The 17,162-nt window shown below is 50.7% G+C and carries 16 protein-coding genes and 2 tRNA genes; 15 read left to right on the forward strand and 3 right to left on the reverse strand.

Going from position 1 to position 17,162, the window contains the following annotated elements:
* Window positions 1-69 precede the first annotated feature (69 nt).
* The 4 genes from rfbB to rfbD are packed head-to-tail and all read left to right on the forward strand — an operon-like array spanning window position 70 to window position 3,517.
* Window positions 70-1,155, forward strand: a complete 1,086-nt coding sequence (gene rfbB, locus INP78_RS09315; RefSeq protein WP_194741925.1) for a dTDP-glucose 4,6-dehydratase — start codon at window positions 70-72, stop codon at window positions 1,153-1,155.
* A complete protein-coding gene (gene rfbA / locus INP78_RS09320; protein ID WP_194741926.1) occupies window positions 1,155-2,036 on the forward strand; it encodes a glucose-1-phosphate thymidylyltransferase RfbA in 882 nt (293 codons plus the stop codon). The genes rfbB and rfbA overlap by 1 nt, the downstream gene beginning before the upstream one ends.
* On the forward strand, window positions 2,036-2,587 hold the full coding sequence (rfbC, locus tag INP78_RS09325; protein WP_194741927.1) for a dTDP-4-dehydrorhamnose 3,5-epimerase: 552 nt from the start codon (window positions 2,036-2,038) through the stop codon (window positions 2,585-2,587). Before rfbA ends, rfbC begins: the two co-directional genes overlap by 1 nt.
* A 12-nt stretch (window positions 2,588-2,599) precedes the next feature.
* Window positions 2,600-3,517, forward strand: a complete 918-nt coding sequence (gene rfbD, locus INP78_RS09330; protein ID WP_368667985.1) for a dTDP-4-dehydrorhamnose reductase — start codon at window positions 2,600-2,602, stop codon at window positions 3,515-3,517.
* Here rfbD and queD read toward each other — a convergent pair.
* On the reverse strand, window positions 3,514-3,960 hold the full coding sequence (queD, locus tag INP78_RS09335) for a 6-carboxytetrahydropterin synthase QueD (RefSeq protein ID WP_194741929.1): 447 nt from the start codon (window positions 3,958-3,960) through the stop codon (window positions 3,514-3,516). The two genes, rfbD and queD, sit on opposite strands and share 4 nt — an antisense overlap.
* Window positions 3,961-4,076: 116 nt before the next feature.
* On the reverse strand, window positions 4,077-4,250 hold the full coding sequence (locus INP78_RS09340; protein ID WP_228519760.1) for a hypothetical protein: 174 nt from the start codon (window positions 4,248-4,250) through the stop codon (window positions 4,077-4,079).
* A gap of 239 nt (window positions 4,251-4,489) precedes the next feature.
* On the opposite strand from INP78_RS09340, the gene INP78_RS09345 reads away from it, so the two are divergent.
* From INP78_RS09345 to INP78_RS09355, 3 genes are all read left to right on the forward strand, one after another.
* Window positions 4,490-5,002 carry a glutathione peroxidase gene (locus INP78_RS09345; protein WP_194742192.1) on the forward strand — a complete coding sequence of 171 codons (513 nt, stop codon included), beginning with the start codon at window positions 4,490-4,492 and terminating at the stop codon, window positions 5,000-5,002.
* A 179-nt stretch (window positions 5,003-5,181) separates the two neighbouring features.
* A tRNA-Ala gene (locus tag INP78_RS09350) sits at window positions 5,182-5,257 on the forward strand.
* Window positions 5,258-5,345: 88 nt separating this feature from the next.
* A tRNA-Glu gene (locus tag INP78_RS09355) sits at window positions 5,346-5,421 on the forward strand.
* Between the two features lie 320 nt (window positions 5,422-5,741).
* Here the strand turns inward: INP78_RS09355 and queF are convergent.
* The gene (gene queF, locus INP78_RS09360; protein ID WP_194741930.1) at window positions 5,742-6,188 is read right to left on the reverse strand and encodes a preQ(1) synthase; all 447 of its coding nucleotides are present in this window, start codon (window positions 6,186-6,188) and stop codon (window positions 5,742-5,744) included.
* A 90-nt stretch (window positions 6,189-6,278) separates the two neighbouring features.
* On the opposite strand from queF, the gene smc reads away from it, so the two are divergent.
* From smc to INP78_RS09400, 8 genes are all read left to right on the forward strand, one after another.
* Window positions 6,279-9,788: a chromosome segregation protein SMC gene (gene smc / locus INP78_RS09365; protein WP_194741931.1), complete on the forward strand. Its 3,510-nt coding sequence runs from the start codon at window positions 6,279-6,281 to the stop codon at window positions 9,786-9,788.
* A gap of 52 nt (window positions 9,789-9,840) precedes the next feature.
* Window positions 9,841-11,307: a cell division protein ZipA C-terminal FtsZ-binding domain-containing protein gene (locus tag INP78_RS09370; RefSeq protein WP_194741932.1), complete on the forward strand. Its 1,467-nt coding sequence runs from the start codon at window positions 9,841-9,843 to the stop codon at window positions 11,305-11,307.
* 1 nt (window position 11,308) lies between these two features.
* The gene (gene ligA, locus INP78_RS09375) at window positions 11,309-13,396 is read left to right on the forward strand and encodes an NAD-dependent DNA ligase LigA (protein ID WP_194741933.1); all 2,088 of its coding nucleotides are present in this window, start codon (window positions 11,309-11,311) and stop codon (window positions 13,394-13,396) included.
* A gap of 58 nt (window positions 13,397-13,454) precedes the next feature.
* Window positions 13,455-14,276, forward strand: coding sequence for a tetratricopeptide repeat protein (locus INP78_RS09380; protein WP_194741934.1), 822 nt, complete (start codon window positions 13,455-13,457; stop codon window positions 14,274-14,276).
* Between the two features lie 28 nt (window positions 14,277-14,304).
* Complete coding sequence (locus INP78_RS14720; protein ID WP_194741935.1) at window positions 14,305-14,706, forward strand: GFA family protein; 402 nt, start codon at window positions 14,305-14,307, stop codon at window positions 14,704-14,706.
* Window positions 14,707-14,870: 164 nt separating this feature from the next.
* Window positions 14,871-15,818: a protein-methionine-sulfoxide reductase catalytic subunit MsrP gene (gene msrP / locus INP78_RS09390; protein ID WP_194741936.1), complete on the forward strand. Its 948-nt coding sequence runs from the start codon at window positions 14,871-14,873 to the stop codon at window positions 15,816-15,818.
* A 7-nt stretch (window positions 15,819-15,825) separates the two neighbouring features.
* Window positions 15,826-16,455: a sulfite oxidase heme-binding subunit YedZ gene (locus INP78_RS09395; protein WP_228522823.1), complete on the forward strand. Its 630-nt coding sequence runs from the start codon at window positions 15,826-15,828 to the stop codon at window positions 16,453-16,455.
* 72 nt (window positions 16,456-16,527) lie between these two features.
* Window positions 16,528-17,055, forward strand: a complete 528-nt coding sequence (locus INP78_RS09400; RefSeq protein WP_194741937.1) for a DoxX family protein — start codon at window positions 16,528-16,530, stop codon at window positions 17,053-17,055.
* The last annotated feature ends 107 nt before the right edge of the window (window positions 17,056-17,162 follow it).

Consider the following 17,162-nt stretch of genomic DNA (forward strand, 5'->3'; position numbering starts at 1 on the left):
TGAATGGCCTGTTCATGCGCTAGTATGAAATGTATCAATCAGTAAAATCACTTTGAATGTAGGTCTTTTATGCTCACAGAAACCATTGTAGTCACCGGCGGTGCCGGTTTTATTGGCAGCAACTTTGTGAATGCCTGGGTGCGGCATAAGCTGGGCAAAGTGATTAACCTGGATAAATTGACGTATGCTGGCAATATGGAAAACCTGGCTGGCATTAGCCAAAACCCTGCCCATATTTTTGTGCACGCGGATATCGGTGATAGGGCAGCTGTGAAATCCTTGCTGGAAACCCACAGGCCACGTGCAGTACTCAACTTCGCCGCCGAGAGCCACGTTGACCGTTCTATTCATGGGCCTGATGCCTTTATTCAAACCAATGTCGTGGGTACCTTTAATTTGCTGGAAGAGGTGCGCGCATATTGGCAAGCCTTACCGGTAGACGAGCAAGCGCAGTTCCGCTTTCTGCATGTCTCTACCGACGAAGTGTACGGCTCACTGGGGCCGAATGATCCGGCGTTTAAAGAGAGCAATACTTATCAGCCGAATAGTCCGTATTCGGCCTCCAAGGCGGCGTCTGACCATCTGGTGCGTGCCTATCACCACACCTATGGCTTGCCCACCCTGACCACCAACTGTTCCAATAATTACGGTCCATATCACTTTCCGGAAAAACTGATTCCGCTGGTTATTCACAATGCCTTGTCTGGCAAGCCGCTGCCTATTTACGGCAATGGCAGCAATATCCGCGACTGGCTGTATGTAGAAGACCATTGCAGTGCCATTCGCGAAGTGCTGGCTAAAGGCACGCCAGGCGAAACATACAATATCGGCGGCTGGAATGAAAAAACCAACCTGGACGTGGTGCATACCTTGTGTGACATCCTCGACCAGGAACGTCCTAAAGCGCAAGGCAGTTACCGCGACCAGATGACGTTTGTTAAGGACCGTCCAGGCCATGATGCACGCTATGCCATTGATGCTAGCAAAATTGAGCAGGAACTTGGCTGGAAGCCGCAAGAAACCTTTGAAACTGGCATCCGTAAAACCGTGCGCTGGTATCTGGAGCATCATGAGTGGGTGACACGTGTCACCAGCGGGGAATATCAGCATTGGCTCAACAAGAATTACCACGAACGTGGAGAGGAGCTCGCATAATGGCAAGAAAAGGCATTGTATTGGCCGGTGGTTCTGGCACCCGCTTGTATCCGGTAACCCAAGTGGTTTCCAAGCAATTGTTGCCGGTCTACGACAAACCCATGATTTACTATCCCTTGTCAGCATTGATGCTGGCAGGCATACGCGAAGTGCTGATTATTTCTACCCCCATGGATACGCCGCGTTTTAAAGAGTTATTGGGCGATGGCAGCCAATGGGGCATGCGCATTGAATATCAGGTACAACCCTCGCCAGATGGTTTGGCGCAGGCGTTTATCCTGGGCGAGTCTTTTATTGGTAACGATACCAGTGCACTGGTGCTGGGTGACAATATTTTCTACGGCCATGAGCTTGGTGAAATGGCCATGGCAGCAGGGCAACGTGAGCAGGGGGCGACAGTGTTTGCCTATCCGGTGAATGATCCTGAGCGCTATGGCGTGGTCGAGTTTGATGCGCAAGGCACCGCGATCAGTCTGGAAGAAAAACCGACACAGCCTAAATCGCGTTATGCCGTGACCGGCCTGTATTTTTACGACCAGCGTGTGGTCGAAATCGCCAAAAACCTCAAGCCTTCACCGCGTGGCGAGCTGGAAATTACCGATGTGAATAAACAGTATCTGGCCTGGGGTGACCTCAATGTTGAAGTGATGGGGCGTGGTATGGCCTGGCTGGATACCGGCACGCATGAGTCTTTGCTGGAAGCTAGTGGTTTTATCCAGACCATAGAAAAACGCCAGGGTTTGAAAATCTCCTGTCTGGAAGAGATTGCTTACCGCCAGGGATTTATCACGGCTGAGCAACTGGATAAATTGGCCGATAAATACGCCAAAAACGGCTATGGGCAATATCTGAAACAAATTCTCAAAGAGCAGGTGTTTTAATGCAAGTGATTGCAACCAAGATTCCAGAGGTGTTGATTCTGGAGCCTAAAGTGTTTGGCGATGCGCGTGGTTTTTTCCTCGAAAGCTTTAATGCCAACACCTTTAAAGACTGCACCGGGCTAGATGTGCAATTTGTACAAGATAACCACTCACGCTCTGGCAAAGGCGTGTTGCGCGGTCTGCATTACCAGCTACAGCAACCACAGGGCAAGCTGGTGCGTGTGGTGCAAGGGGAGGTGTTTGACGTGGCGGTAGATATGCGTAGCAACTCACCGACCTTTGGCCAGTGGACAGGCGCGCATTTGAGCGCGGAAAATCACCGCCAGTTGTGGATTCCACCTGGATTTGCCCATGGCTTTGTCGTCTTGTCAGAGACGGCGGACTTCTTGTATAAAACTACCGATTATTATGCGCCACAGCATGAAGCCTGCCTGAAATGGGATGATGCCACGGTCGGCGTGGACTGGCCATTGACGCAGGCGCCTAGCCTGTCAGCCAAGGATCAACAAGGCTTGTTCTGGGCAGATGCACCTAAGTTTGATGCCCTCTGATCTATTCTCAAGATAACCATGAAAAAAATTTTTTTAACCGGTGTCAGCGGTCAAGTGGGTCACGCATTGCAGCAGCAATTGGCTTTAGAGCTAGCCAATGAATGGCAAGTACTGGCCTGTGACCGCCAGCAACTGGATTTAACGCAGCCTGAGCATATCAGGCGAACAGTGCGTGAAATCGTCCCAGATTTAATCATTCACCCGGCGGCCTACACGGCGGTAGATAAAGCGGAGTCTGAGCGTGAACTGGCCTATGCCATTAATGCGACAGCGCCTGGCATATTGGCCGAGGAAGCCGCAACACTCAATGCCGGCTTGATTCATTTTTCTACTGATTATGTCTATGACGGTGCAAAGGATGCGCTTTATACTGAAACCGATGCCGTGAATCCCCTCAGCGTCTATGGTGCCAGCAAGTTGGCTGGTGAAGAGGCGATTCGGCGTGTAGGGGTGCCGCACCTGATTCTACGCACTAGCTGGGTGTATGGCAGCTATGGTAAAAACTTCCTCAAAACAATTATCCGCCTGGCTCAGGAGCGCGAACACTTGCGTATTGTGGCAGACCAGTACGGCGCACCGACTGCGGATACGGCGATCGCCAAGGCCGTGACAGAACTAGTCACGCGCTGGAACCAGGAGGATGTGACACAAAGTGGTGTGTATCATCTGGTGAATAGTGGCGAAACCTCATGGTTCGGTTTTGCCAGTGAAATCGTGGCGCAGTATCGCGCGTTAGAAAGTGTGCGTGGTTGGCCGCCATTGGCGGTGAACGAGGTACAGCCTATTGCGGCAGCTGAATATCCAACGCCAGCCAAGCGTCCGCAAAACTCAAGGCTTTCTACAGCCAAACTTGAGCAAACGTTTGGCGTGACTTTGCCTGAGTGGTCAATCGCGTTAAATCAGGTGATGGCCGAGTTGGCGGTTAGCTAAGCCTGGTCAAAGGCATCTGTCCAGCTATTGGGCGTCTCGTAGAGCCTGACTTTCATCAGCTTGAGGTGGTTGCCAAAGGTGTCAGTGTATTGCGCCTTGAGTAACCTGAAAGCTTCCGCAGCCATGTTTTCGGCTGTAGGAATGGTCGGGAAGATAATGGTTTTATGATTGGGCAGGCTGTTGAGGAAGTCCAGAACAGCAGCATCTCCCTGATAGACCAGGAAAGCATGATCCCAGCGGTCAACAATCGTTTCACGGGCAATGCGCTTCACGTCGGCAAAATCCATCACCATGCCATTCTCTGAGGCATGCTCAGCATTGATGATGTCACCCGAGAGCGTAATCTCTATGGCGTAACGGTGGCCGTGCAGATTGCGGCATTGACTTTTATGATCAGGAATACGATGTCCGGCATCGAATTCCAAGCGTGTAGTAATTTCCATCCCTGCATTATATCAGGCAACGATATATCAGTAACCTTGCAGCACAGCCAATTGGTTCATGCTGTGCGTGATGACGTTGTCAGGCGCTATGGCCTGCATGCAAAGGGTCGGGCAGATTAATACAGGTCGTCAATATTCATTAAAGCATCTTCGTCAGCAGAGTAGTGCTTGTGGCTCTTCTCATAGCTCCCGTAGCTGGATTCGAAATCATCGACTTCATCGCCAGCAAAATCTTCCAGCATTTGATCAATTTTTTTAAATTTGTCGGTAGGCGTTGCTTTTTGTAACATGGTGGTCTCCCAGTACATCGTTAATTTACTCAAACATGTCAGTCCTTACTGTTCTTAATAATGCATTAGCATAGACTATGCCAATCATCAGTTTTGTTCCTTACAATTTTATTAACGGCAACTATTAAAAAAAGTAAAATATGCGCCATTCATACAGAACAATCAAGCTAACTGGCTGTCTGTAAAGGCATAACATACACAAAAATTTCAGGAGAGATGCAATGCGAGGTGTGATATTCATGTTGTTGGGCTTGGGAGGCTATTCATTGGCACAGGCTGAATGCCTGCCAATATACCAACACCAATTTAAAACCCTGCAGGGGCAAACTGTCGATTTTTGTCAATTTCAGGACAAACCCATCCTGATTGTGAATACCGCCAGCAAGTGTGGGTTCACGCCACAGTTTGAAGCGCTGGAGTCTTTATATGACCAATACAAGGACAAAGGCCTGGTAGTGATTGGTTTTCCGTCTAATGACTTCAGGCAAGAGCCGGGCAATAACAAGCAAATTGGTGACTTTTGCAAGCTGACATATTCCGTCAAATTCCCCATGGTAGAGAAGTCCAGCGTCACCGGCAGTAGCGCCAACTCTTTGTATCAACAATTGATCAAGCAAACAGGGCAGGCGCCACAATGGAATTTCTATAAATATGTGATTCTGCCTGGCGGGCAAAAAGTATATTCGTTTAATAGCATGACACGGCCTGAGAGCGAAGACATCATGGGCAAGATCAAGCCCTACCTCAAATAATGCTCGTCACCACCGGCTGATTTGCTGATTTTTTCAGCAGGTCAGCACGGCAAACAAAGCGATATACAGTTTTTTTAAAGATTTATGTTGAAAGCCGTTGACAAGACTTCTAGCCATCATTAATATGGCGCCTTCTTTGAATTGCACTGCAAAACAAAGAGCTGCATTACCAGGGATTCGGGGGTATAGCTCAGCTGGGAGAGCGCTTGCATGGCATGCAAGAGGTCAGCGGTTCGATCCCGCTTATCTCCACCAAGTGATTGAAAATATTGAATTTTTTTAAAAATAAATATTTTAATTATTTGAAAAACTGGTATAATGCACGGGTTGTTAAATTTCTTAGGTCCCCATCGTCTAGAGGCCTAGGACACCTCCCTTTCACGGAGGCGACCGGGGTTCGAATCCCCGTGGGGACGCCAAATCCACTCAAGTGGTTAAATCGCAGAAGTGTGATTTATATATATGAAACCTCATATGTAACAGTTAACTGTCACATATGAGGTTTTTTCGTTTATACAATAAATTCACACATCCAAATGATTGCACGGATAGCATTCGCTATTATCTGTGCAGAGTTTCTATGCGTTTTTAGGGATGGGCTAAATCAAGCCACCTCCCCAATGTCTTTTTAAACACAATCGAAAAATAGGGTTGATATTGCGCATGTATTGATTGGACAGCTGATTGGTTGGCGCAATAAAAAACCGGCCATGCCGGTTTTTTTATTTTATGCATTCGCTTATCCGCGGATATTACTTTGTGCGGAAAATTGCGATAACTCCACATAAGGCTGTGGCTGCCAACCAGCGGCGCGATGTTCTGCCACGACATTGGTAAAAATGCCGCCACGCACATAAAACTTGGCGGTGACACGCATAAACTTCGGATCAATGGCGCTGACCAGGTCATCGAGAATTTGGTTGGTGACGGCTTCATGAAAGCAGCCTTCGTCACGGAACGACCACATATAGAGTTTCAGGCTTTTTAATTCCACGCACAATTTGTTTGGGATGTAGTCCAGGTAAATCACCGCAAAGTCGGGCTGGCCGGTTTTTGGGCAAAGGCAGGTGAATTCCGGTACTTCCATATGGATATGGAAATCGCGGTTAGGATTCGGGTTGTCGAATGTTTCCAGTGTTTTCACTGGTTGGGCAGTTGGCTTGCCACCGAGTAAATGTTCGTTCATTGCACTCACGTTTCTTGGTTGTTTCTTGATAAAAATGGGTATTATAACGCCTAAGCTACCATTCAAATTCTTATAAGCGTTTTTCTTACTTTGCGTCTGACACATTTAAAACTTGCGGGGTTCAAGTCTTTTGTCGATCCGACCACCATACATTTGCATGGGCAACGTGTGGGCGTGGTGGGGCCGAACGGCTGTGGCAAATCAAATGTCATGGAGTCTGTACGCTGGGTGCTGGGGGAGTCTTCGGCCAAAGAAATGCGTGCCGACGCCATGGATGCCGTGATTTTTAACGGATCCGCTAACCGTAAACCGATCTCCCGTGCCAGTGTTGAGCTGATTTTTGATAACAGTCTGGGTGGCGCCAATGGTGAATGGAGCCAATATGCCGAAATCGCCGTCAAGCGCGTGATTGAGCGCGACAAGGGCTCTACCTATTACATCAATAATATTGCTGTGCGCCGACGCGATGTCGCCGATTTATTCTTGGGCACCGGCCTGGGTGGCCGTGCCTATGCCATCATCGGCCAAAATACGATTTCACGCATCGTCGAAGCCAGACCGGAAGAGTTGCGCGTGTTTCTGGAAGAGGCCGCTGGCATCAGCAAATATAAAGAACGCAGGCGAGAGACCGAGCTGCGCTTGCGCGATACGCGTGAAAACCTGGAACGGGTAGAAGATATTTCACGTGAAATGAACAAGCAGATTATCAAGCTGGAAGCCCAGGCTTTGGTCACGCAAAAGTTTCAGGCATTGCAGCAGGCGCATCAATTGGCCGAGGCACAATGGTGGTGGTTACGTAAACGCGATGCCGTGCTGGCGCATGAAACCGCTTCACAGGCGGTTGAGCAGGCCGTGAATGCGTTGGAGGCGCAAATGGCCAGCTTGCGTAACCATGAGCTGCAACTTGAGCAGTTACGCCAGCAGCATCAGGAAACGGCTAACCAGTTACATGCGGCGCAGGCCGCCTTCTACGAGGCGAATTCACAGGTGTCCAATCTTGGCTTGCAGGTGAAGCAATCTGAAGAGGCGCGCGACCGCTTGTTGCAAGAGCAGCAGCAATTATTACGGCAAATGGAGCATAGGGCGCAGCAACAGAAACAGCTTCAATTACAGTTGGCGGAAAAAACCACGGCATTGGCCACCGCGCAAGGGGCCGTTGAGCAGCAGGCGCAAGATTTGCAAGGCATGCAGCAAGGTTTGCCTGAGCAGGCCAGCCAGTTGCAGGCGTTTCAGCAGGCTGCGAACCAGGCGCAGCAAGCGGTGCAGCAAACCCGCCAGCAGATGCAACTGGAACAAAATAATGTGAATTTTATCCAGCGTAACCTGGCTGACGTCGCACAACGTTTACAGCAGTTGCAGAATGAGCTGGGGCAGTGGGCGTTGCCAGATATGCAGGCGCTGGGCGCGCATCAGCAACAATTGGCTGAGCAGCAAGCCGCCTTGCAACACGAAGAGCAGCAATTGACCCAGTTGCGCACAGAAGAAAATACACAGCAGCAGGCATTGCAGCAAGCGCGTAGCTATTGGCAACAGGCGCAGCGGACGCTGCACCAATTGGAAGCTGAGATTCAGTCGCTACAAAAGTTACAGCAAAGTATCAAGCAGGATCAGCAATTAGGCCCGTGGCTGCAGAAAACCGGCATGCAATCAGCGCCACGCCTGTGGCAGGCGATACAGGTGGATAGCCAGTGGCAGCCTGCCCTGGAAGTGTTTCTTGGCCATAAGTTGAATGCACTGTTGCCGGAAACGCTCACCGACTGGTCGCAATTGCCGCATCCGCAAGCGGCGTTGGCGGTTGCTCAGGCGGCAACGGCGACAGAGGCATTACCTGAACAATGGCATGGCTTGCCCAGTCTCTATAGTTTATTGACCATCAAGCAACCCGCCGTTTCTGCGGCCCTGCAGCAATGGCTGGCCGGGGTGTATGTGCTGGATGATGTGCAGCAACTCGCGCATTACCAATCCAAATTGCCCGTCGGCATCAGCTTGTTGACCAAGCGTGGCGATGTTTACCAGCGATATAGCGCCGTATTTTATGGTCGCCAAAATCAAATGCAAGGCGTGCTGGAGCGCCAGCAGCAGTTGGATACGTTGCAAGCTGGGTTGAGTCAGTCGCAAGTGGATGTCACGGCGGCGCAGCAGCAAGTGCAATCGCTGGAGGCCAGTTTGCAGGCCACTCGTCAGCAACAACAGCAAAGTCACCAGCGCATTAAACAACTCACTACCAGCATCCACGAAGCACAACTGCAAGTCTCCCGCCAGCAGCAGGCGCACGATAATGCCTTGCGTCGCCAGACTGCTTTGCAGCAAGACATTGCGCAGGCTGAAGCTCGTCAGCGCGACTTGAGTCAAGAGCTTGCGCAGGCGCAAGCCGCTATTACCCGGCATCAATCGCAAATGGCCGACCTGGAACATGCCGCGCGTGAAACACAGGCACAAAAACAGCAGGCTGAGCAAAGCTATTTTAATTTGCGCGATACCGTCCAGCAGGCCGAAAAAGCGCATCAGTCACAAGTCTTTGAGCAAACCTTACTTAAAAATGCCGTCGGTGACTTGCAGCAACGCTTGACGCAAAACGAGCAGGAAAGCCACAACTTACAGCACCGCCTGGTTGAGACTGAGCAGGCGCTGGCAATCAGCAATATGGAGGCGCTCAAGGCGAATCTGGCGCACGCGCTGACACAGCAAAACGCATCTGAACAAGCGCTTGCGCTCGTGCGCAACCAGTTTGCCGAGCAGGAAAGCGCCTTGCAGGCACAAGATCGACACCGGCTGCAGGTTGAGCAGCAGTTACACCCTCTGCGCGATGCCGTCGAACAGCGCCGCCTTAAACAGCAGGAGTGCCGCCTGCAAGTGGAGCAATGCCAGTCTGCGCTGGTAGAGACCGGCCTGGAAGAGGCGCTTATTCAGCAAGGTCTGGACCTGGATAGCCAGGCGCAAGCACTGGCGCAAAATACCCAAAAATTACAGCAACAGATACAGCAATTGGGGGCAGTCAATATGGCGGCCATTGAAGAGTTGGCGGTGGAAAAAGAGCGCAAGGGTTATCTGGATAGCCAGTTAAAGGATTTGCTGACCGCCAGTGAAACGCTGGAAGAGGCGATCCAGAAAATCGACCGCGAAACGCGCGGCAAATTACGTGCGACCTATGATGAAGCTAACCGCAATTTTGGCGAATTGTTCCAGACTTTATTCAATGGCGGCAATGCCAAGCTGGAATTGCTTGGTGACGAGATCCTGGATACCGGCGTACAGGTATTTGCGCAGCCGCCAGGCAAAAAGAACACCACCATACAATTATTATCTGGCGGTGAAAAAGCACTGACGGCAATGGCGCTGGTGTTTGCCTTGTTTAGATTAAATCCGGCACCATTCTGCCTGATGGATGAAGTGGATGCGCCTTTGGATGACAGTAACACTGAGCGTTTTTGCCAACTGGTGCGCGTGATGTCGGAAAAAACCCAATTCCTGTTTGTGTCACACAACAAAATTACTATGGAGATGTCACAACAGTTGATTGGGGTCACCATGCAGGAGTCTGGCGTATCGCGGATTGTCGATGTGGATATCGACGAGGCAATACGCATGCATGCGGCTTAATGCCAGTTTTGTTGTATTATTATGCAAGCGTTATTAAGGATTGTAAGGTCACATGTCTGATTTGTGGATGATATTGGTGTTGCTTGGGGTCAGCATCGTTCTGGCAGTGGTAGTTTTTAACTGGTGGCAGGAAAAAAAATATCGCAGAGACGTTGAATATCGTTTTAGCCATACCCGTGGTGATGTGCTGGATAGCGACGCTGCTGCTGCGAAAACCAGTGATGCTGCTAAAGCGGATAGCCTGAAAAAAGAGCCGCTTAAAAAAGCCAATACCGATAAACATGTCGTTTCAGAGGACGTCGAAGGCTGGATGTCTGAGCCACGCGTGCGCCAGTCAGCCAAGGTCGAGCCGGACTTCACGGTGGGTGAGTCTGCCAAAGCAAAAATCAATGCGGCGACTGCCGCCAGCTTCGATAAAAACGGCTTGAATTTAAACAAGCAGCCTGCTGAACCGGCAGCCCCTGCCTCTGCCAAGCCATCTTCCGCCAAGGCTGAGCCTGCCAATTTCCAGGCGGCTAAAGTTGAGCCTGTGATTTCAGTCAAGCCTGAGGCAAGCGCACCGGTCGCGCAATCTTTCGATGATATTCCGGCACCAGCCTTTGAACAACCCGCATTAGATTTTCCTGACGATGCAGCAGAAGATGAGCCTGCCATGCCTGCGCATATAGAGGATTCTGTGCTGCCAGATGCTGTGCATACGGCGATGGATTGGGTAGGGCTGATTGATGCGCCGCTGGGCGTGATGCTGGTCGAGCTGGAGGATATGCAAGCTGAGGTTAGAACTTTCCCCCAGCATGCCACCTTATGGGCACAAAACTCCATCACTGGTGACTGGCAAGATGTCTTGGTGTTAGATGCGAAAGCGCTGCAAGACCAGACCCCGGCCAGCCAGGTCGCCTGTAGTTTGCAACTGGCCGATCGTGGTGGCCCGGTCGATGAGGAAACCCTTAAACGCTTCCAGAAATCGATGGAAACTTTGGCGCGTGCGCTGGGCTTGACCGTGCACTGGCAGGGTGGTTATGAGCCGTCAGTGCAGTCGCAGTCGATTGATGCGTTTTGTATTGAGGTGGATAAAGCCGTCGAATTTCATGTGCTGGCTAATCAGGGCATGTTTCATGCGACCAAGTTGCGTGGCCTGGCCGAAGCATGTGGCATGCAACTCAGCGTAGATGGCCGCTTTGAGCTCTTCAACACCGAGGGTCAGCTTGAGTTTTCTGTGCGCAACTACGAAGGTAAACCGTTCTCGGCTGATATGCTGAAATCGGCCGTGATGACGGGTGTTACCTTTCAGTTGGATATTCCTACCACACCTAATAGCTTGCGTGTGTTTGACCATATGGTGGAGATTGCTGCCAGCATGGCGAGCAGTTTAAGTGCCAGCATGATTGATGTGAACCGCAAGGCCATTGGTGATGCGCAACTGGATAAGATCCGCCAGCAACTGAAAAATATTTCCAATGCCATGGCTGCACAGGGAATCACTCCTGGCAGCAGCCACGCCAAACGCCTGTTCTCCTGATATGCCAGCTCAAGAAGCTGCGCTGCTTTTACAACAGCTTAAGCAGCGCATTGCCGAATACGATTATCACTACTATGTGCTGGATGCGCCGCTGGTCAGTGATAATGAATACGATGGCATTTACCGACAATTGCTGGCTATCGAGCAGCAATATCCCGAACTCATTACAGCAGACTCGCCCAGCCAGCGTGTAGGCGGCCTGGCGCTGTCTGCTTTTGACAGCGTGCAGCACCGGCAGGCCATGCTGTCGCTCAATAATGCCTTTAGTGATGACGAGCTCGAGGCGTTTGACCGTCGTGTGCGAGAAGGCACAGATCAGTCGCAAATAGTCTACGCCGTAGAACCCAAATTTGATGGCCTGGCGATCACGCTGACATACGAACACGGTGTGTTTGTGCAAGGTGCGACACGTGGTGACGGCTATACTGGCGAAAACGTGACGCATAACCTGAAAACCATACGCGCCATTCCTGGTCGCTTGAATATTGCGCAGCCGCCAGCCTTGCTTGAAGTGCGCGGTGAAGTGCTGATGCTGAAAAAAGACTTTGAAAAGCTTAACCAGCAACAAGCCGCCGCTGGCGCCAAGCTATTTGCCAACCCGCGCAATGCCGCGGCAGGCAGTTTGCGTCAACTAGACTCGAATATTACCGCCAAGCGGCCCCTGCATTTTTTTGCCTATGGCCTGGGTGCCAGCGAAGGTGTGCCTGAGCTGCATTCTCATGCTGAGGCCATGCAATACCTGGCCGATTTACGTTTCCCAGTCTCTGACTTGCGCGGGGTTAAAACCGGCGCACAAGGTTTGCGTGACTATTATGCCGAGATTGGTGCCAAGCGTAGCAGCCTGCCATTTGATATTGATGGCGTGGTCTATAAGGTGAATGCGTTTAGCCAGCAGGATGCACTGGGGTTTGTCTCGCGTGCACCGCGTTGGGCAATCGCGCATAAGTTTCCTGCTGAAGAGGCGATTACGGTGGTGGAAGATATTGCCGTGCAAGTTGGCCGCACGGGGGCGATTACGCCTGTGGCGCGCCTGAAGCCCGTCTTTGTCGGCGGCGTCACCGTCACCAATGCCACTTTGCATAATGAAGACGAGTTACGCCGTAAAGATATTCACATCGGTGACACCGTGGTTGTACGGCGGGCAGGGGATGTCATTCCTGAAGTGGTGTCCGCCAAGCCTGAGTTGCGACCAGCAGATGCGCGCGTATTTGTCATGCCATCTGCATGCCCGGAATGTGGCTCACATGTCGTACGGCCGCAAGATGAGGCCGTGGCGCGCTGTACCGGTGGCCTGATTTGCCCGGCGCAGCGTAAACAGGCCATTACCCACTTTGCCTCCCGCCGTGCCATGGATATTGAGGGTCTGGGCGAGAAGCTGGTCGATCAACTGGTAGAGCGCGACCTGGTGCATCACCTGGACGATGTTTACCGCCTGAACCTGCCTGTATTAAGCGAATTAGAGCGCATGGCTGAGAAGTCTGCGCAGAATGTGCTGGCGGCGATTGAGAAAAGCAAACAAGCCACCTTGCCGCGGTTTATTTACGCATTAGGCATACGCAATGTCGGTGAGGCAACCGCCAAAGACTTGGCGCAGCATTTCGGTAATCTGGATGCCTTGATGGCTGCCGATGTGGCGTCGCTGATGCAAGTCAACGACGTCGGCCCGATTGTGGCAGAAGCCGCTTATCAGTTCTTTCAGGAGCCACATAACCGGGAAGTGATTGCCGCGATGCGTGCGCTTGGCGTGCATTGGGCCGATATCGCCAAAACCACCGCATCAGCTACCTTTGCTGGCAAAACCTTTGTGCTCACCGGCACCTTGCCGACACTCAAGCGCGACCAGGCGCAGGCCATGATTGAAGCCGTGGGTGGTAAAGTCAGTGGTAGCGTGTCGGCCAAAACCAGCTATGTTGTTGCCGGGGCAGAGGCTGGTAGCAAGCTCGAAAAAGCACAGCAGCTGAATATCCCGGTGCTAGATGAATCGGCCTTGCTCGCGATGCTGCAATCATCTGCAGAGGCACCTGCGGCACCCGAAGCAATTCCCCAGTTAACGTCAGAAACCTTACCAACACAATCGGACTTGTTTTAATATGAATTCAAAATTAACTTTAACATTAATTCTTAATTTATTGATTATTAATGAGTCTATGGCTAAGGATGCTGCCCTGGAAGCATGCGATAGCGCGGTTCAAAATCAGCAGTATGCACAAGCCATACAAGTCGCAGAGCAGCATGTCAGCCAGGCGGAATTCTGGCTGTGTAAAGGCCGTGCACAGTCGGCCCTGGCACAAAATGCCGCGGCACAACAAAGTTTTAAACAAGCCATCAGTCTGAAACCGACAGGCCTTGACCTGATTTCTGCTTATATGTTGCTAGGCAATGCACAGCTTGAAGCCAAGACACATGAAGCTGCCCTAGAAAGCTACCTGCAAGCCCTCAAACTCAGCGAGCAGCAAAATATGCGTCGCTATGCCCGCGTTGCGCACAATCTGATCGGCGAGGCGTATTTCGAAGTTGGCCAATATGCTGAATCTATAAAGTCATTTGAAACCGGCGAAAAACTGGCCATGAACGATGACGAGCGTGCTGACAGCTATATCCACGAAGCCATGGTCTACCAACAACTGCAACAAGCCGATAAAGCCATTGAATACCAACTCAAGGGCGTGATGATGTTGCGCAAGTCAGGCACGCCAGACCAGTATGCAGAAGCGAGCTTGACGTTGGGCAAGCTGTTTGCTGCAAAAAAAGACTACGCCAGCGCAGACAAAACCTATCAACGCCTGATGGAGTATGCGCATGACAATGGTGGTGAGTTCTACGAAGCCAAAACTGCCATTTATTGGGCAGAAAGCAAGCGTGCGCAAGGCGATGCTGCGGGCGCTGCGTCATTGGTTAAACAAGCTGAAACCATGGCGGCCAAGTTAAAAGATGCTGAGTTGGATGCGTTGCTGTTGCAAGCAGAATAGCTAAGTATTTATTTACCTAAGGCCAAATATGCGAGGTTCTTGCCTGTGCAAATCAATTGAGTACGAAGTGAGTCAATTGGATTCAGCCATTGCGCACTGTGCTTGTCATACATGCAGAAAAGCACATGCTGCTGCATTCAATACTGCAGCTTCGGTCAAGTACAGCCACTTTCGCTGGTTAAAAGGCGAACATCTGCTTACTGGTTACCAGTCCTCGCCAGGTAAAACACGATTTTTTTGCTCAAATTGTGGAAGCCATCTGATTGCTCGTCGAGATGGCCGCGACTATTTAGTGCTTCGCGTGGCTACATTAGACGATGATCCACTCATTAGACCTGAGTTCCAAATCTGGGCATCTCATACAGTTCCTTGGCTCTGTGATGCGCCTGCTGAGAAGGTTTACCCTGAATGGGAACCAGGGCATCAGTGATGTTGTTTAACTGCGTGAACTATTAATTGTATATATCGGCAGCACGCAACGATCAAACATCAGTCCCTGCTATCAAAAGATTTACCTTTTCTCACGAATCCCCTGTAAGGTTTTCCTGTCATATGCGACAAATACGCATACATCATCACCAGACTGGAAATTCTATGCTACTCGATAACAATCGCCGCAATCCTAGCGGTATTTTGCCATCTGAGATCACGCCGCAAGACTTATTTGAGCAGCGTCGCACGGTGCTGAAAGCAGCTGGTGCCGCAGCCGCAGGCTTGTTGTTGCCCGCGCAGGCCTATGCGGCGCAGACGCTGGACTTTCAAAAGACCGCTTTTGGCAAAGAAGAAAAACTGACCAGCTTTGAGGATGTGACCAGTTATAACAATTATTACGAGTTTGGCACCGGCAAGGAAGACCCTGCGCGTGAGGCCGTGTTGTTTAAACCGACGCCGTGGACGATCAAAATTGAAGGCGCGGTGAAGCAAAGCAAAACCATTGGTATTGAGCAGTTGATGAAGCTGGCACCGCTGGAGGAGCGTATTTACCGCATGCGCTGTGTGGAAGGCTGGTCTATGGTGATTCCGTGGGTGGGGCTGCCATTGAAGGCGCTGATTGATTGGGCCCAGCCCACGGGCAATGCCAAGTATATTGAATTTATTTCTTACAATGACCCACGCCATATGCCAGGTGCGCGCATTCCTGTATTGGACTGGCCCTATATTGAAGGCCTGCGTATGGATGAAGCCATGCAGTCGCTAACCATTCTGGCAGTGGGCTTGTATGGCAAAGTGTTGCCTAACCAGAACGGTGCGCCGGTAAGGCTGGTGGTGCCTTGGAAATATGGTTTTAAAGGGGCCAAGGCGATTAGTACAATCCGTTTTGTCGAGCAAATGCCGCATACCAGCTGGATGAAAGCCAGCGCGCGTGAGTATGGTTTTTATGCCAATGTGAATCCAGCGGTAGATCATCCGCGCTGGACACAATCCTCAGAAAAACGTATCGGGGCTGGTTTGTTTGCCGGGCGCATTAAAACCAGGCTGTTTAATGGTTATGACGAAGTAGGGCAGTTATATGCAGGCATGGATTTACAGAAAAACTTTTAACATGCCTATGATGCAAAATCTGCTGCAATGGTTAGCTGCGCTATCTGCAAAAAACCGTATTTTATGGCTGAAAGTCTTGATCTGGTTGGGGGCGTTTATCCCTGTCTCACGTTTGATTTACCTGGGGTTCACCGATGGGCTTGGTGCAAATCCGGTTGAGTTTATTGAACGCTCTACCGGCACCTGGGCGTTGGTCTTTTTATTGCTCTCGCTCGGCATCACGCCACTACGCTCTCTCACCCAGCAAGCTTGGCTGATTGCCGTGCGTCGTTTGTTGGGCTTATGGATGTTTGCTTATGCCTGTCTGCATGTCACGACTTATCTCTGGCTTGATTACCAGTTTGACTGGGTGGATATTGCCAAAGATATCGTCAAGCATCCTTATGTGTTAGTGGGGGCGGCTGCTTTATTGCTGACCTTGCCGCTGGCCGCCACGTCTCACCAGCGCGCGATAAAAGCACTTAAACAACGATGGAAAAGCCTGCACAAACTGGTGTATGTGATTGGCGTGTTGGTGTTGTTGCATTTCTGGTGGCTGGTGAAAAAAGATGTGACTGAGCCAGTGATGTATAGCCTGTTGTTTGCGCTATTGATCACACTCCGCTTGCCTATTTTTATAAAAAATAGAAAAAGTTAGCGCTACTATGTAAGGTATTTTCTAGATTGAAGACTAAGTGATACAACTTCAATTTTAGAAAGGTAGCTAATCATGTTTCAACGCTTCACCCCTCCTTTTTTAGTGCGCAAATATCAAGACCTGATTTTAACGCTACACACCGTCAATGACTGGCTACCCGGTTTGCTCTTACGCCTGATCCTGGCCTGGGAGTTTGGCGAAGCCGGATGGGCCAAATGGCATGGCCAAAACTGGTTTGCAGAGTTGCAATTTCCTTTCCCGTTTAGTTTATTGCCCGCAGAAGTGAACTGGAACATGGCCATGACCTTTGAACTGCTTGGTGCGCTGGCTTTATTGCTAGGGCTGTTTACGCGCTTTTTCAGTCTCAGCCTGATGGTGGTGACGGTGGTCGCGATTGCCAGTGTGCATTGGCCGGAACATTGGGGCAGTGTGGCCGATTTGTTGATGGGGTATCGTTTTGAGGATGTGGAAGGCGATGGTTTTGGTAACTATAAACTGCCTCTGATTTACTTGCTCATGCTGTTGCCTCTGGTCACGCAGGGGGCCGGAAAATGGAGTTTTGACCGTCTGTTGTCACATCTATGTGACGGTCGCCGATGACAGTTGTTAATGTCGCTGTATAGGCGTGAATTTGTCTTGACACTCATTTGCCTTTTGTCACATCATCGTAAATACAAAAGGGAGTAGCCAATGCTGGATTGACTCCC

It is taken from the genome of Methylophilus sp. 14 (genome assembly GCF_015354345.1).
Lineage (GTDB): Bacteria > Pseudomonadota > Gammaproteobacteria > Burkholderiales > Methylophilaceae > Methylophilus.

Coding starts and splice junctions, on each gene's coding strand:
- rfbB (WP_194741925.1), top strand. CDS start 70: ATGCTCACAGAAACCATTGTAGTCACCGGCGGTGCCGGTTTTATTGGC.
- rfbA (WP_194741926.1), top strand. CDS start 1,155: ATGGCAAGAAAAGGCATTGTATTGGCCGGTGGTTCTGGCACCCGCTTG.
- rfbC (WP_194741927.1), top strand. CDS start 2,036: ATGCAAGTGATTGCAACCAAGATTCCAGAGGTGTTGATTCTGGAGCCT.
- queD (WP_194741929.1), bottom strand. CDS start 3,960: ATGGAAATTACTACACGCTTGGAATTCGATGCCGGACATCGTATTCCT.
- INP78_RS09340 (WP_228519760.1), bottom strand. CDS start 4,250: ATGTTACAAAAAGCAACGCCTACCGACAAATTTAAAAAAATTGATCAA.
- INP78_RS09345 (WP_194742192.1), top strand. CDS start 4,490: ATGTTGTTGGGCTTGGGAGGCTATTCATTGGCACAGGCTGAATGCCTG.
- queF (WP_194741930.1), bottom strand. CDS start 6,188: ATGAACGAACATTTACTCGGTGGCAAGCCAACTGCCCAACCAGTGAAA.
- INP78_RS09370 (WP_194741932.1), top strand. CDS start 9,841: ATGTCTGATTTGTGGATGATATTGGTGTTGCTTGGGGTCAGCATCGTT.
- ligA (WP_194741933.1), top strand. CDS start 11,309: ATGCCAGCTCAAGAAGCTGCGCTGCTTTTACAACAGCTTAAGCAGCGC.
- INP78_RS09380 (WP_194741934.1), top strand. CDS start 13,455: ATGGCTAAGGATGCTGCCCTGGAAGCATGCGATAGCGCGGTTCAAAAT.
- INP78_RS14720 (WP_194741935.1), top strand. CDS start 14,305: ATGCGAGGTTCTTGCCTGTGCAAATCAATTGAGTACGAAGTGAGTCAA.
- msrP (WP_194741936.1), top strand. CDS start 14,871: ATGCTACTCGATAACAATCGCCGCAATCCTAGCGGTATTTTGCCATCT.
- INP78_RS09395 (WP_228522823.1), top strand. CDS start 15,826: ATGATGCAAAATCTGCTGCAATGGTTAGCTGCGCTATCTGCAAAAAAC.
- INP78_RS09400 (WP_194741937.1), top strand. CDS start 16,528: ATGTTTCAACGCTTCACCCCTCCTTTTTTAGTGCGCAAATATCAAGAC.